This is a genomic window from Limnobaculum zhutongyuii, from assembly GCF_004295645.1.
Lineage (GTDB): Bacteria > Pseudomonadota > Gammaproteobacteria > Enterobacterales > Enterobacteriaceae > Limnobaculum > Limnobaculum zhutongyuii.
On the sequence record NZ_CP034752.1, the window covers coordinates 708,178 to 721,695 of the forward strand.

Genomic DNA, 13,518 nt, shown 5'->3' on the forward strand with positions numbered 1-13,518 from the left:
TATTTTTCAGTTAATCCCCTTAAGTGATGAACACCTGACGGACTCTGATGTCTATAGTCTGGTTGAACCAACAAAAGTACGATTTCGCATTAACCATTGAGGAATAATTATGTTACGAAAAACCGGCGCGGCCCTTTTGCTGTTGATGGCCTGGCAGGCGCAAGCGGCTTATGAATGTAATGTAAAACCACAGGATGATATTTTTATTAACCAGGATACGGTTAAAGTTGCTGGTGCCAGCGGTGAGCTGGTGATTGGTAAGAATGGTGATGTGACCCGTAATGGTAAAGTATTAACCCTTTCTGATGCAGCTCGTGCTCAGGCAGTGAGCTATCAAACCAATTTGCGTACCGATTTGCCTTATATTAACGACGGTGTTCGTTCTCGCCTGAAAACTGCTCAGGGTGCTCTGGACAGCGTGATTGTTAAGCAATTGGGTACCGAGAGTAATGTGCGTAAACGTTTAGTTACGCTGAGCTCAGAACTGACAAAAGAGATGGAAAAAGTACTGGAGCCCCGTGCAGAAGGTTTAGCTTTTCACCATCAGGCCGTTTCACAAGTTGAAGCGAATGGTCAGGTGATTATGCAAAATACGCTGGGTGGCGTATTACAGGACAGCATTAACGAGCTGGGTATCCAGCAAGTAGCTAAAGCTGGTAAGTCCAGTAATCCTCTGCAGGCAGTATTAGGCAGCCTGGGTGGCTTACAGCAGCAAATTAAAGACGAATGGAAGAAGCAGGAGAAAGACTTCAACCAGTTCGGTAAAGAAGCATGCGGTAAGGTTACGGTGCTGGAGCAGCAGCGGGCCGATTTATTGAAGGCATTACCGCAGTAATTTCATAGCAATTTCTATAATAAAGCCCGCATTGATGCGGGCTTTATGTTTTTGGTCTTTTTGACCTTTCTATTGAGCACTGGAATTCAGCTGATGACTGAGAGAGGGTAGCACGACTGACATGGATGTCAGTCGAGGCGCAGCGACGTCTGGAGCGGCTCTGCGCCGGTGCGTAAGCCCGAACGAAGGAGGAAGGAAGTCGCCGCAGGCGACCTGGATTCGTGTGCGAAGGCGTGGAGGTGCAGGAGGCGTTCGCCTTAACGCCTCTTGCTCGGCCATGCACAATAGTCTATTTGTACACAATACTGTTTATGGCCGAAATGGATACAATACTTAATATTGCCCTTTTTCTCTGACTACAAGAACAGTTCCAGCAATGAGTTCAGGAATAATTTCCCTTTCTCTGTAATTTGCCAGTGCTCACTGGTCTCCGTCAGGTACCCCAACTTCAACGCACTATCAATATTCTGCCGGATAACGCTCTCATCCAATCCGGTAAGACGGCTGAAGTCTGCTTTTGGCGCGGCTTCCAGCAGGCGGAAGCGGTTCATAAAGAACTCAAAAGGGCGTTCGTCGGTTTCAACGTTGTACTGCTTATCCAGATACTTACCGTTCATATAACCACGGGGATGGCGGGTTTTTACAGTGCGTATAATTCTCCCGTCGCTAAAACTCAGCTTACCGTGGGCTCCACAGCCAATACCCAGATAGTCACCAAAACGCCAATAGTTCAGGTTGTGTTGGCACTGATAGCCGGGCTTAGCGTAGGCTGAGGTTTCATACTGCTGATAACCGGCCGCGCTGAGTAACTCATGGCCGCGCTGGTAAATATCCCACAGGGCATCGTCGTCCGGCAGTACCGGAGGGCGTGAACCGAACAGGGTATTTGGCTCAATGGTGAGTTGATACCAGGATAAATGAGGAGGATTCAGCTCAATCGCTTGCCGCAGGTCATCCAGCGCTTCGTCCAGCGACTGGTCCGGTAAACCGTGCATTAAGTCCAGATTGAAGCTGCGTAAACCAAGACCTTGTGCGAGATGGGCTGCGCGTTTTGCCTCTTCCGGGCCGTGTATCCGCCCCATACGCTCCAGTTTTGGCTGGCTAAAGCTCTGAACGCCAATAGAGATGCGATTCACTCCGGCCTGCTGATAGGCTTTAAATCGATCCGCCTCTACCGTTCCCGGATTGGCTTCCATCGTAATTTCAGCGTTATCTTCTAGCGTTAATCGGCTACGAACCCCATCCAGCAGCCTTTGCATGGCTTCCGCGCCCAGTAAACTAGGGGTGCCGCCGCCAATAAACAGCGTACTGACCGATCTGCCGCTGGTAAGCGGTAAATCGTTATCCAGATCGGTGAGCAAATGCTCCACATAATCCATATCGGGAATATCACCCTTCAGGGCGTGTGAATTGAAGTCACAATACGGGCACTTCTGCACACACCAGGGAATATGGATATAGAGGCTCAGCGGCGGGGGATTAAGCATTACGCAGGGCATCCAACAGCATGGTCAATGCCTGACCGCGATGAGAAATCTTACTTTTGTGTTCTCTGGTTAATTCAGCGGCGGTACATCCCAGTTCCGGAAGATAGAAAATAGGATCGTAACCAAAGCCACCTTCACCTGCCGGGCTAAACAGCACTTCACCCGGCCAGCTGGCGTGAAAAACCAATGGAATAGGATCGTTGGCATGGCGCATATAAACCAGCACACAGTGGAACTGCGCCTGACGCTGCTCTTTTGGCACATCTTTCAATGTTTCCAGTAGTTTGTTCAGGTTAGCCTGATCGCTGGCATCAACTCCGGCATAGCGTGCCGAATAGATGCCGGGTGCACCACCCAGAACATCAACGGCAATACCGGAATCATCCGCAATGGCAGGCAGGCCAGTAATCTGTGCGGCATGACGCGCTTTAATAATGGCATTCTCAATAAAGGTTAATCCGGTTTCTTCAGCCGAATCGACACCGAGATCGGTTTGAGCAATCACTTCAAAGCCAAAATCAGCCAGAAGGTTTGCCAGCTCACGCACTTTACCGGGGTTACCGGTTGCAAGCACCAGTTTCTGCATTGTGGAGTCCACCTGTTATTTCGAGTTTTAATCAGGGCAGGGTATACCTGCAATAGAATAGAATTTCATTTTTCAATACTGATAGCCGCATAGCATAACTCAAACTGAAGTAAGTAGATGAGCGAAAATGGTAAGGGAGAGTGTTCTTTTGAACATTTAATGAACAGATATGGTTTTTTATTCATTATTATCAATAGGTTTTACTCATTTATTAATCAGAAACATAATTTATTGAATTAAAATCAACTGTTACATATGTGTTATAATTGACCGGAGCGACTATCAATTAACACGCCGAAGATGAGAATGAAACGAAAAAAACGATTGCCAAAATTACTGAAGTGGCTGGTCGCGATTATTATGGTATCGCTGGTAATTTTAGCTATCTGGTGGGGCTGGGTACGTAGTCACTCAAATGAATTATGGAAGATTGTTAGTGAGCAATGTGTCCCTCATCAGCAATTAAGCGCATCGGCAGCTTCTCCCTGTATCAATGTGGTTTTGACGCCGGATGCCCAACGAGGATACGTCATATTTAAAGATCGTAACGGGCCTTTGCACTTTTTGCTAATTCCTACGGCAAAAATTGATGGTATTGAGAGCAAAGTATTACAGCAGCCCGACTCTACCGATTATCTCTATCAGGCTTGGGTAGCGCGTCACTATTTGGCTCAACAGGCGGGTAAACCTATTTCCCGGGAAATGGTCTCATTAGCGATTAATTCAGCTTATGGACGCAGTCAGGAGCAACTGCATATTCATATCGCCTGTATTAAACCTGAAATACAGGCGCAGTTGGGAAGCCAGATAGATAAATTCAGCGAGAAATGGTCATCGGTGCCTTATGGTATCAATGGCCATCATTATATTGCCCGTACATTAACCGAGTCTCAGTTGCGTGAGATCAGTCCGTTCCAGCGGCTGGCAATGGAAGTTTCGGATGCGGCAGATAATATGGGGAAATATGGTTTAGCGCTGGTGGCTTATACCGACCATAGCAATAAGCCAATGTATTTATTATTGGCAAATCGACTGGACGTTTTTGGCCTGAATGCAGGACATACGGGTGATATACAAGATTATCAGTGCGACTTGCTGAAAACTGAAAATTTATTCTAGTTATTCATGATCAACAGATATTGAAGGATGCCTGAGCCATCAGGCATCCGGTAACAGAAGTTTTATTTCAGCAGGAATTTGCTGCGGATTATCAATTCTTACCTGCTTGTGACGCCCCAGTTCCCCTTTTTCAATGGTTACCATACCTTTGGCAACGCGAAACTGTTTAGCCAGAAACTTGACCAGATGGGCGTTCGCCTGACCGTCAACCGGCGGGGCGGTAATAGCGACTTTTAACTCTTCACCATGCAGGCCAACAATTTGATCGCGGCTGGCCTTCGGCTGAATATATAGCCGAAGGATAACCGCATCAGACTGTTGCTCTACGGCGCTCATTACAGAATCAGAGCCAGAACATCAGCTTTCAGGTAATTCAATGCATAAAGGATCAGGATCAACACCATTGGCGACAGATCGATTCCTCCCATTGAAGGCAGTAAGCGACGAATCGGAGAGAGTAGTGGCTCAGTTAACTGGATAAGTAATTGATCCACTGGATTACGGCCCTGACTAATCCAACTCATCAGCGCACGGATAATAATAATCCAGAACACCAGTTTACCGGCAGCAGTTAACAGTTCCAGCAAGGAAAGTGGCAGATAGACCGGAAGGAAGAGTAGAACCTGATTAATCAACCACAGTCCAACAACATACTTCACCAGAATAAGGACATAGGCAGCCAGTAGTGAAGCGGTATCAAGGGGACCAATAGACGGAATAACACGACGCAATGGCCCAATTACCGGCTGGGTGATTTTCACCACAAACTGAGAGAATGGATTGTAGAAATCGGCTCTTGCCCATTGCATCCATACCCGTAGCAGTAGCACCGATACATAAAGATCGAGCACGGTTACAATAAGAAAAGATAAAAATTGCATGGTTAACCCTTGGTTATTGTCTGCCCTGGCTTAGCCAGACTGGAATCTGAAAAACGGTATTATGCTATAACAACACCCGTATATTTGGGGGTTAGCATATAGTAAATCAAGGAAAAATAGCAATGAACCCGCTAATTCATTGCCGAATTGCCATTTTAAAGGGATTTTTCCATTTCATCTGCACGCTTAATGGCGGCCTGCATGGCTGAGGCTACCGTTTCACTTAATCCATGTTCATTAAAAACGCGAAGCGCTTCAGCGGTGGTACCGCCTTTTGAGGTGACCTGCTGACGGAGAGTACCTATATCCAGCTGTGGGTTATTCACCACCATTTGTGCAGCACCTAAAGCGGCTTGCTGAACCAGTAAACGGGCAGTTTCTGGTTTAAATCCAAGGCGTTCAGACTCCTTTTGCATCGCTTCCATAAACAGGAAGAAATAGGCTGGAGCACTACCGGCGGCAGCAATGACACTGTTTATGCCACTTTCCTCATTTACCCAGCAGATTTCGCCAACGGATTGCATTAGCTGGGCGGTAAATTCTCTATCCTGAGCACTGACCTGTGGCGGTGCATACAGACCGCTCATGCCTAAACCAATCAATGAGGGGGTATTGGGCATAATGCGGATAAGATCAACCGGCCCCAGTAATTGGGTGAAACGGGAAATGCTAACTCCGGCAGCGATGGATAAAACTAATTTTCCGCTGAGATCCACCTGTTGATGTAACGGCGCGCAAACGTCGGCCATCATCTGAGGTTTAACCGCCAGCACGATAGCATCGGCCTGACGAGCGCTTTCAATATTATCATTACTACAGTGAATACCATATTGACTGTGCAGCGGGCCATCCTGTTTCATTGATGGTGAGGTCGCGGTAATTAAATCTGCCGGATAACCACCGTTGACCAATCCGGCAATAATCGCTTTTGCCATATTACCGGCGCCAATAAACGCAATTTTACGGTGTTGCATGATAAATCTCACTTTGTCAGTTTAAAGCTCAGATAATTGTAAGTAGCCCGGATTATCTGGCGGATTACAGGGTGTAGTCGCGAGCGCCAAATATCGCGGTACCAATGCGTACCATGGTACTGCCTGCACGAATAGCATTATCCATATCGTCAGTCATTCCCATTGAGAGGGTATCAATTTGCGGATAGGCACTTTTCAACTGATGAAAAGCCTGCGTCATTTTTTGAAATACTGCCAGTTGACGAGCCGGGTCACTTTCCGGCGCCGGAATGGTCATCAGCCCACGCAACGTCAGGTGAGGGAGATCGTGAATTTGGGCTGCCAGTTCTGACAGCGCTTCCAGCTTAATACCCGACTTACTCTGTTCGTCACTGATATTAATTTGAATAAGTACATTCAGTGGCGGCATGGTTGCTGGCCTCTGTTCGCTTAAACGGCGGGCAATCTTCTCTCTGTCCAGAGTATGCATCCAGTGGAAGTGCTCAGCAACCAGTCGGCTTTTATTCGATTGTAATGGACCAATAAAGTGCCACTCTAACTGTCCTGATTCAGAGGTGTTGTTAAAGTGCTGAATTTTATCGACGCCTTCCTGCACATAGTTTTCACCAAACAGCCGCTGACCTGCATCAATCGCTTCCTGAATCGCCTCCACAGGTTTTGTTTTACTGACTGCAAGTAACTGAACTTCTTTGGGAGAACGGTCGCATTGTTGCGCTGCTTCAGCGATACGGTGCCTGACGGCTTCTAGATTCTGTTGGATAGTTGTCATAAGTCTATTCAGGGAGTCTGCTATGAGTGTATGCCAATTAATAACTGATAGTGTAAAGCAAAATGCTTCGGATCTGCACCTTTCTGCCGGCCATTTGCCAGTATTGCGCGTGAACGGGGATTTACACTACTTTGGCGAAAGTTTACTGGAGCCCGAATGGCTGTCAGATCGGCTGTTAGCGCTGTTAACCCGTGAACAACAAATACAATTTCAGCAACAGGGGCAGCTAGATTTCGCTTTAGCGATTGAAGACATACGCCTGCGGGTGAACCTTTTTCAGCAGTGTGATGGTATCTCTGCCGCTTTTCGCTTTATTCGAAATGATATCCCCCCGCCGAAGGCATTAGGTATTCCGGATTCGTTGATAGCCATGAGCAACTGTCTTGATGGCTTAGTTATCGTTGCGGGAGCAACGGGGAGTGGAAAATCAACCACTCTGGCGGCTCTGATAAGCCTGATTAATCAACAGTCGGATCGTCATATTATTACTCTGGAAGATCCCATCGAATTTATACATCACAGTAATCGTTGCCTGATTCAGCAGCGAGAGGTTGGCAGGCATGTGGAAAGTTTCTCTCAGGGGTTACGTGCGGCATTACGTCAGGATCCGGATATTATTTTATTGGGGGAATTGAGAGATGCGGAAACCATCCATATGGCCTTAACCGCAGCGGAGACCGGACATCTGGTATTCGCCACCTTACATACCCGTTCAGCAGTGCAATCAATTGAACGCATTATTGATGTGTTTCCGGCAGAAGAGAAACGCTTTGTTAGCACTCAATTAGCGAATAGTTTGCAGGCGGTAGTTTGTCAGCAGCTTTTACCCTGCACTAAAGGTGGACGTATCGCTGCTTATGAAGTACTGGTAAATACCCCTGCGGTGAGCAATATGATTAGGGAAGGCAAACATCATCAGCTATTAACGCTGTTACAGACCGGGGCGATTAACGGAATGCAGACCATGGAGCAATGCAAAAGTCGTTTATTGGCAGATGGACTGATTCCCGGATGGTAAACGTAAAGGTTTTGCTAAACCTCTTTTCTATTCTTCCCAAGTATGATGAACTGCCTTTTGCTTAACGACTTGTATTATAAACAGAAAGGAAAATTGAATCTTGAACGCATTTAAATGGCTTGTAGTGGTTATTTTTCTGGTAATCATTGGTGGCGGTGGTTATTGGTATTATAAAAATACCTTGCCAACCTATGGTTCCGAAGGGGCGTTTGAGATTACCGTGGGTTTGTTAGAGCCAAAAACCAATCAGCCAATGGTCGATACCCCATTCTATCTGGTCGTCACCAAGGATACCGAAACCGATCCCGCATTTAAGAAACCGCTATTTGGCGTTACTGATTCAGCTGGCCGTGCGGCAAAGATCGTCAGTAAAACTCAGTTGAATGCTAACGATTATGTGCTGGTGCAAAAAGTAGGTTAGGGCGAGTATGGCAAGTATTTTGCTCTGCTGGGAACGGGTAATACCATTCCATTGCCAAATACTGAGTATGTGATTACCGGATGCGGAGATATTCCGGAGTATAAAGGCACATCAAACCGGCAGGGATACACCGTTTACTATGCGGCAAATCAGGCCTGCAATATTAAAATGAGTATTAACTGGGGTAGTACGTTGGATAACCTGTTGCATTAAGTTAACCAAGCTGCTGTTCAAACCAGCTTTCCAGAATGATTACCGCAGAGGCAGCGTCAACGCTGCCTTTGTCCAGTGCGCGAAAACCGCCACGGGAAAACAGGTCAGCTTTAGCTTCTACCGTACTTAAACGTTCGTCGTGTAATTGGATTTGCACTCCAAATCGACCGTGTAGGCGATTGGCAAACTTTTTTGCCTGAGCGGTAACCGGTTGCTCAGTCCCATCCATATTTAACGGAAGCCCAACTACCACTAAATCAGGTTGCCATTCTTTCAGCAATTTTTCGATTTGTTGCCAGTCAGGGCTGCCATCCCTGGCCTTAAATGAAGCAAGAGGACGAGCAGTACCGGTTACTTCCTGGCCGATAGCTGCGCCAATACTCTTGGTGCCAAAATCAAATCCTAATACAGTACGGTTAGACATTTATGCATGACCTACTTGTGTTGCAATAGTATGAATATTTACACCCAGCTTCCTCGCCGCTGTTTGCCAGCGCTGATTGACCGGAACATGAAATAAAATATCGGTATCGGCCTCAACGGTTAGCCAGCTATTTTCCAGCAGTTCCCGTTCCAGTTGGCCAGCATCCCACCCGGCATAGCCTAAAGCAACCAGTGCTTCGGACGGTTGAGAAGCAGTACCCAAGGTTTCTAAGACATCTTTTGAGGAGGTAATCATAACATGTTCATTAATCTGAATACTGGATGAAAATTTCTGGCGGGGAGTATGCAAAATGAATCCCCGATCGTCAGCCAGCGGTCCGCCGTCCAGGACCGGGTTGTTTAAATGAATACTGGATACCTTTGGTGTGGGGTAGATATCCAGCTTAGTGAGTACTTCTTCGACGGTTAGTTCTCCGAGAGGTTTGTTAATAACCAATCCCATTGTGCCATTCCGGTTGTGTTCGCAAATGTACACAACCGAATGGTTAAAGCAGGGATCTTCCAGGGTAGGCATCGCAATAAGAAAATGGTGTTGTAAGTTCATGGTATTAAACCGTTGGCTGAATGGAAATGTGAAGTGTAGGTGCTGTCACCCATTGATTATTATAACAAATTTAGCCTACCGATGCTTAGCATGATAACTATTGGTAGTAAAAAAATTGACTCTGTCCCTTAAATTACAGGTGACAGAGTCATTTTAGTTAAACAGACCTATTTGTTTGAGCTTAGCAGCTTATTTAAGGCGGCGCTCAATGGCATCCATTAACATACCGGTGATTGAAACATCAGGGAAGGCTGCTTCAATTTCACGGATACAGGTTGGGCTGGTGACATTAATTTCCGTAAGTTTATCGCCAATGATATCCAGACCAACAAACACTAATCCTTTTTCTTTCAAAATTGGTGCTACGCTACGCGCAATTTTCCAGTCACTTTCGCTTAAAGGACGTGCTTCACCGCGTCCGCCAGCCGCCAGATTGCCACGAGTTTCTCCCTGTTTTGGAATACGAGCCAGACAATAAGGAACGGGCTCACCATCCACTACCAGAACGCGTTTATCACCATCAGAAATCTGTGGAACAAAGTTTTGTGCCATACAGTAACGCGTACCCAATTCAGTCAGGGTTTCAATGATTACTGACAGGTTAGGGTCGTTTGGCTTAACGCGAAAAATAGAGGACCCGCCCATACCATCTAATGGTTTGAGGATAATGTCACCATGCTCTCCATAGAAACGGCGGATATGCTCTGCACTGCGGGAAACCAGGGTAGATGGTGTCAGCTCCGGGAACCAGGCGGTAAACAGTTTTTCATTGCAGTCGCGCAGGCTTTGAGGTTTGTTGACGATCAGGGTGCCTTTTGCTTCAGCACGTTCCAGAATGTAGGTTGCGTAGATATATTCGGTATCAAACGGAGGATCTTTACGCATCAGAATAACATCAAGATCGTGCAGTGGGATCTCTTGTTCCTGATGGAAATCGAACCAGTGCTCTTTGTCATACTGAACCGTTAGCGTACGCGTCCGGGCGCGGGCTTCTCCGGTATGCAGATAAAGATCGTTCATTTCCATGTAGTGCAGTTCCCAGCCGCGTTTTTGTGCTTCTTGCAGCATAGCAAAGCTGGAATCTTTCTTAATGTTGATGGATGTAATAGGGTCCATCACGATGCCGAGTTTGATCATCTTTTTCTCCTTATCCCAGATCGCCGAAGCGTACCTGTAGTGCAGCAATCGCGGTAAGCGCCGCGGTTTCTGTACGCAGAATCCGGGGGCCGAGTAGAATATCTGTAAAATCGTAATTCGCTGTCATATCGATCTCGTCCTGGGATAATCCCCCTTCAGGACCAATTAACAGACGGATGTTTTGTACCGGCATGGTGAGCGTATTAATGCTCTGGCTGGCTCTTGGATGTAGATTCAATTTAATCCCACCATCAGACTCTGAACACCAATCTTCGAGGTTCATTACCGGGCGGATTTCGGGAATTCGGTTACGCCCGCACTGTTCGCAGGCCGCAATGGCAATCTTCTGCCACTGCTGGACTTTCTTTTCCAGTCTCTCTTTATCCAGTTTTACGCCGCAGCGTTCTGAAATCAGCGGGGTAATTACATTCACTCCCAACTCGATAGATTTCTGGATAGTAAACTCCATCTTCTCGCCGCGAGAAATCACCTGACCAAGGTGAAAATTAAGCGGTGATTCAAGGTTCTCTTCCCGCTGGTCAACGATATTGACCAGTACCTGTTTTTTATCAACCCGAGTAATAACAGCATCAAAAACGTGATTGCTACCATCAAACAGCGTCAACTGATGGTTCGGCTGCATACGCAGCACGCGACCAACATGATTCGCCGCATCGTCACTCAGGGCGATATCATTAGCGATAGCAAGAGGTTGGGGATGATAGATGCGGGGAATGCGCATAGTTATATTCTGTTTTCCGGTATCTTCCTGAATTAACAGGCATTCAAGGGGTATTCTTTTCCGGCTAAATGGCCAAAGAAGTCGTAAATATGTTAACTGAACCGGATAAGCTTAATATTGTAGAACAGACTGTTCAACCCTGCGTTGTTTTTATCACGATTAAAAGCAGGAAAAGTTCAGTGAATCGGGCATGTTGGTGGTTTAAGGTTCCGCTGGCTTTAGTAGACTACCACAGCGTTTACAGCGATATTCACTCTCTTTTCGCACGATCTTGTTGTGGCGGCGTACGGTTAACTGATGCGTTTGGCAATTACAGCTATAGGTAAAAGTTTTTCCCTGCACCGACATCACATCAAAACAGTGTGTTCGGGTTGCACTAACTCCCAGAACCTTTTCCATCATCCATTGCCATTCGCTACCGTGTGGAGATCCCCGGCCAAACTGGCGATAAACCAGTAAATGAGCCAGCTCATGAGGAATCACATCATCAATAAACTGCTGGCCGTTCTCTATCAATAAGACGGCATTAAGACGAATTTCCCACTGGGTAAGATGAGCGGTTCCTGCTGTAGTACCACGCTGGCGATAGGTGACTTTGGGCTCTGAATACTCCGTTTCTAAATGACGATTAGCTAATACCAGATAATGGCGTAGGCAGCGCATAACGGCCTGCTGAGTAGCGATAGGAAGGCGAAGTGTGGTCATGGATGCTAGCATAGCGAGGCGCCATAAAATGAGCAATAAAAAACGGCGCGAGGCTGGTGCCATCACGCCGTTAAAATTATCTACGGTGCTTACTGGAAATTATTTAAGTCCGGCAGCTTCGCGCAGCATTGCCGCTTTGTCGGTTTTTTCCCATGGGAAATGTTCACGACCAAAATGGCCATAGGCCGCGGTTTGCTGATAAATAGGTCTGATCAAATCCAACATTTTGATTAATCCATAAGGGCGCAGGTCAAAGAACTCGCGAACCAATTGAATTAAACGGTCGTGTGGAATTTTTTCCGTGCCGAAGGTTTCCAGCATGATTGAAGTTGGTTCAGCCACACCAATGGCGTAAGAAACCTGAATTTCACAGCGATCCGCCAAGCCAGCAGCAACGATATTTTTAGCTACATAGCGGGCAGCATAGGCTGCGGAACGGTCAACTTTAGACGGATCTTTACCGGAGAATGCCCCGCCACCGTGACGAGCGGCACCGCCGTAGGTATCAACGATAATTTTACGACCGGTTAATCCACAGTCACCCATTGGTCCACCGATAACGAAGCGGCCGGTTGGGTTAATGAAGTATTTGGTATTGGCAGATAACCATTCAGCAGGCAGAACCGGCTTAATGATGTGTTCCATTACCGCTTCCTGCAGATCTTTTTGGCCGATATGGTCTGAGTGCTGGGTTGATAATACTACTGCATCAATACCGCTGATCTTGCCATTGTCGTACATAAAGGTGACCTGGCTTTTGGCGTCCGGACGCAACCAAGGCAGAGTACCATTTTTACGCACTTCTGCCTGACGCTCCATTAAGCGGTGGGCATAAGTAATTGGCGCTGGCATCAAAACTTCGGTTTCGTTAGTCGCATAACCAAACATAATGCCCTGATCGCCGGCACCTTGTTCTAGCGGGTCGCTGCGGTCAACACCCTGGTTAATATCCCGTGATTGTTTGCCGATAGCGCTTAGTACCGCACAAGAATTAGCATCAAATCCCATATCTGAGTGGGTGTAACCAATGTCACATACGGTACGACGCGTCAGTTCCTCAATATCTACCCAGGCGGACGTTGTGATTTCACCACCCACTAAAACCATACCGGTTTTAATGTAGGTTTCACAGGCTACGCGCGCTTTAGGATCCTGTTCAAGGATTGCATCAAGTACGGCGTCAGAAATTTGGTCGGCAATCTTGTCAGGATGCCCTTCGGATACGGATTCGGAAGTAAACAGGTGTTGGGCCATTTCTTCTCTTACCTCTAAGACGGTTTAACTGCAAAGCGGCGTTATCTCTACTATTGGGGAGATCGTTCAATGTCTCCGCTTGTTTGGGCATGAGACAACGCATGTGCAGATTAAGGAGTTCATGAATACGTGCATTAATCAGTATAGACGGATTAACATCTGGATGGCTATTCTAAAGATTTACTACAATATTGCCAGTTGTTTTTTATCTGAAAATATTCAACCTATTGTTATAAGTTACATTTTTTTTATAACTGGAATCAGAGGGTGGTTTTGACTGTGGCCTGGCGCATGTAAAGTACCGATATACCAAGTTGAAATATAAATAATGGTCAGACAATCTCAGGTAAAAATATTAACTGTTTAATTATCATTTAGTTCTGAAAAAA

Annotated in this window: 17 protein-coding genes; 5 read left to right on the forward strand and 12 right to left on the reverse strand. The window is 46.6% G+C overall.

The annotated features are described in order from the left end of the window. The first annotated feature begins 109 nt into the window (after window positions 1–109). A complete protein-coding gene (locus EKN56_RS02690; RefSeq protein WP_130590397.1) occupies window positions 110–835 on the forward strand; it encodes a DUF2884 family protein in 726 nt (241 codons plus the stop codon). A 356-nt stretch (window positions 836–1,191) separates the two neighbouring features. Here EKN56_RS02690 and hemW read toward each other — a convergent pair whose 3' ends face one another. Continuing rightward, entirely contained in the window at window positions 1,192–2,322 is a 1,131-nt protein-coding gene (gene hemW, locus EKN56_RS02695; RefSeq protein ID WP_130590398.1) for a radical SAM family heme chaperone HemW, read from the reverse strand. Beyond that, complete coding sequence (locus EKN56_RS02700; RefSeq protein ID WP_130590399.1) at window positions 2,315–2,908, reverse strand: XTP/dITP diphosphatase; 594 nt, start codon at window positions 2,906–2,908, stop codon at window positions 2,315–2,317. Before EKN56_RS02700 ends, hemW begins: the two co-directional genes overlap by 8 nt. Before the next feature lie 306 nt (window positions 2,909–3,214). Between EKN56_RS02700 and EKN56_RS02705 the strand changes: the two genes are divergently transcribed. After that, entirely contained in the window at window positions 3,215–4,027 is an 813-nt protein-coding gene (locus EKN56_RS02705) for a CDP-diacylglycerol diphosphatase (protein WP_168189588.1), read from the forward strand. A 39-nt stretch (window positions 4,028–4,066) separates the two neighbouring features. Here EKN56_RS02705 and yggU read toward each other — a convergent pair whose 3' ends face one another. The 4 genes from yggU to EKN56_RS02725 form a co-directional block, all read right to left on the reverse strand. Beyond that, window positions 4,067–4,363: a DUF167 family protein YggU gene (yggU, locus tag EKN56_RS02710; protein ID WP_130590401.1), complete on the reverse strand. Its 297-nt coding sequence runs from the start codon at window positions 4,361–4,363 to the stop codon at window positions 4,067–4,069. Continuing rightward, window positions 4,363–4,908 carry a YggT family protein gene (locus tag EKN56_RS02715; RefSeq protein WP_130590402.1) on the reverse strand — a complete coding sequence of 182 codons (546 nt, stop codon included), beginning with the start codon at window positions 4,906–4,908 and terminating at the stop codon, window positions 4,363–4,365. Before EKN56_RS02715 ends, yggU begins: the two co-directional genes overlap by 1 nt. A 155-nt stretch (window positions 4,909–5,063) precedes the next feature. Beyond that, window positions 5,064–5,882 carry a pyrroline-5-carboxylate reductase gene (proC, locus tag EKN56_RS02720; RefSeq protein ID WP_130590403.1) on the reverse strand — a complete coding sequence of 273 codons (819 nt, stop codon included), beginning with the start codon at window positions 5,880–5,882 and terminating at the stop codon, window positions 5,064–5,066. A 64-nt stretch (window positions 5,883–5,946) separates the two neighbouring features. After that, on the reverse strand, window positions 5,947–6,651 hold the full coding sequence (locus tag EKN56_RS02725) for a YggS family pyridoxal phosphate-dependent enzyme (protein WP_130590404.1): 705 nt from the start codon (window positions 6,649–6,651) through the stop codon (window positions 5,947–5,949). Window positions 6,652–6,673: 22 nt separating this feature from the next. Here EKN56_RS02725 and EKN56_RS02730 point away from each other — a divergent pair, with 22 nt between their 5' ends. The 3 genes from EKN56_RS02730 (at window position 6,674) to EKN56_RS20835 (ending at window position 8,303) form a co-directional block, all read left to right on the forward strand. Continuing rightward, window positions 6,674–7,669, forward strand: coding sequence for a type IV pilus twitching motility protein PilT (locus EKN56_RS02730; protein ID WP_130590405.1), 996 nt, complete (start codon window positions 6,674–6,676; stop codon window positions 7,667–7,669). Window positions 7,670–7,769: 100 nt separating this feature from the next. After that, complete coding sequence (locus tag EKN56_RS02735; protein WP_130590406.1) at window positions 7,770–8,090, forward strand: hypothetical protein; 321 nt, start codon at window positions 7,770–7,772, stop codon at window positions 8,088–8,090. Window positions 8,091–8,141: 51 nt separating this feature from the next. Next, window positions 8,142–8,303: a hypothetical protein gene (locus EKN56_RS20835; protein WP_168189589.1), complete on the forward strand. Its 162-nt coding sequence runs from the start codon at window positions 8,142–8,144 to the stop codon at window positions 8,301–8,303. Between the two features lies 1 nt (window position 8,304). Here the strand turns inward: EKN56_RS20835 and ruvX are convergent, their stop codons facing one another. The 6 genes from ruvX to metK form a co-directional block, all read right to left on the reverse strand. After that, a complete protein-coding gene (gene ruvX / locus EKN56_RS02740) occupies window positions 8,305–8,727 on the reverse strand; it encodes a Holliday junction resolvase RuvX (RefSeq protein ID WP_130590407.1) in 423 nt (140 codons plus the stop codon). Next, window positions 8,728–9,291 (reverse strand): YqgE/AlgH family protein, encoded by a 564-nt coding sequence (locus EKN56_RS02745; protein WP_130590408.1) that lies wholly within the window; start codon window positions 9,289–9,291, stop codon window positions 8,728–8,730. A gap of 189 nt (window positions 9,292–9,480) precedes the next feature. After that, window positions 9,481–10,428, reverse strand: a complete 948-nt coding sequence (gshB, locus tag EKN56_RS02750) for a glutathione synthase (RefSeq protein WP_130590409.1) — start codon at window positions 10,426–10,428, stop codon at window positions 9,481–9,483. Window positions 10,429–10,438: 10 nt separating this feature from the next. Further along, window positions 10,439–11,170 (reverse strand): 16S rRNA (uracil(1498)-N(3))-methyltransferase, encoded by a 732-nt coding sequence (rsmE, locus tag EKN56_RS02755; RefSeq protein WP_130590410.1) that lies wholly within the window; start codon window positions 11,168–11,170, stop codon window positions 10,439–10,441. Window positions 11,171–11,371: 201 nt separating this feature from the next. Next, the gene (locus EKN56_RS02760; protein ID WP_130593572.1) at window positions 11,372–11,875 is read right to left on the reverse strand and encodes a SprT family zinc-dependent metalloprotease; all 504 of its coding nucleotides are present in this window, start codon (window positions 11,873–11,875) and stop codon (window positions 11,372–11,374) included. Window positions 11,876–11,974: 99 nt separating this feature from the next. After that, a complete protein-coding gene (gene metK / locus EKN56_RS02765; RefSeq protein ID WP_130590411.1) occupies window positions 11,975–13,129 on the reverse strand; it encodes a methionine adenosyltransferase in 1,155 nt (384 codons plus the stop codon). Between the last annotated feature and the right edge of the window lie 389 nt (window positions 13,130–13,518).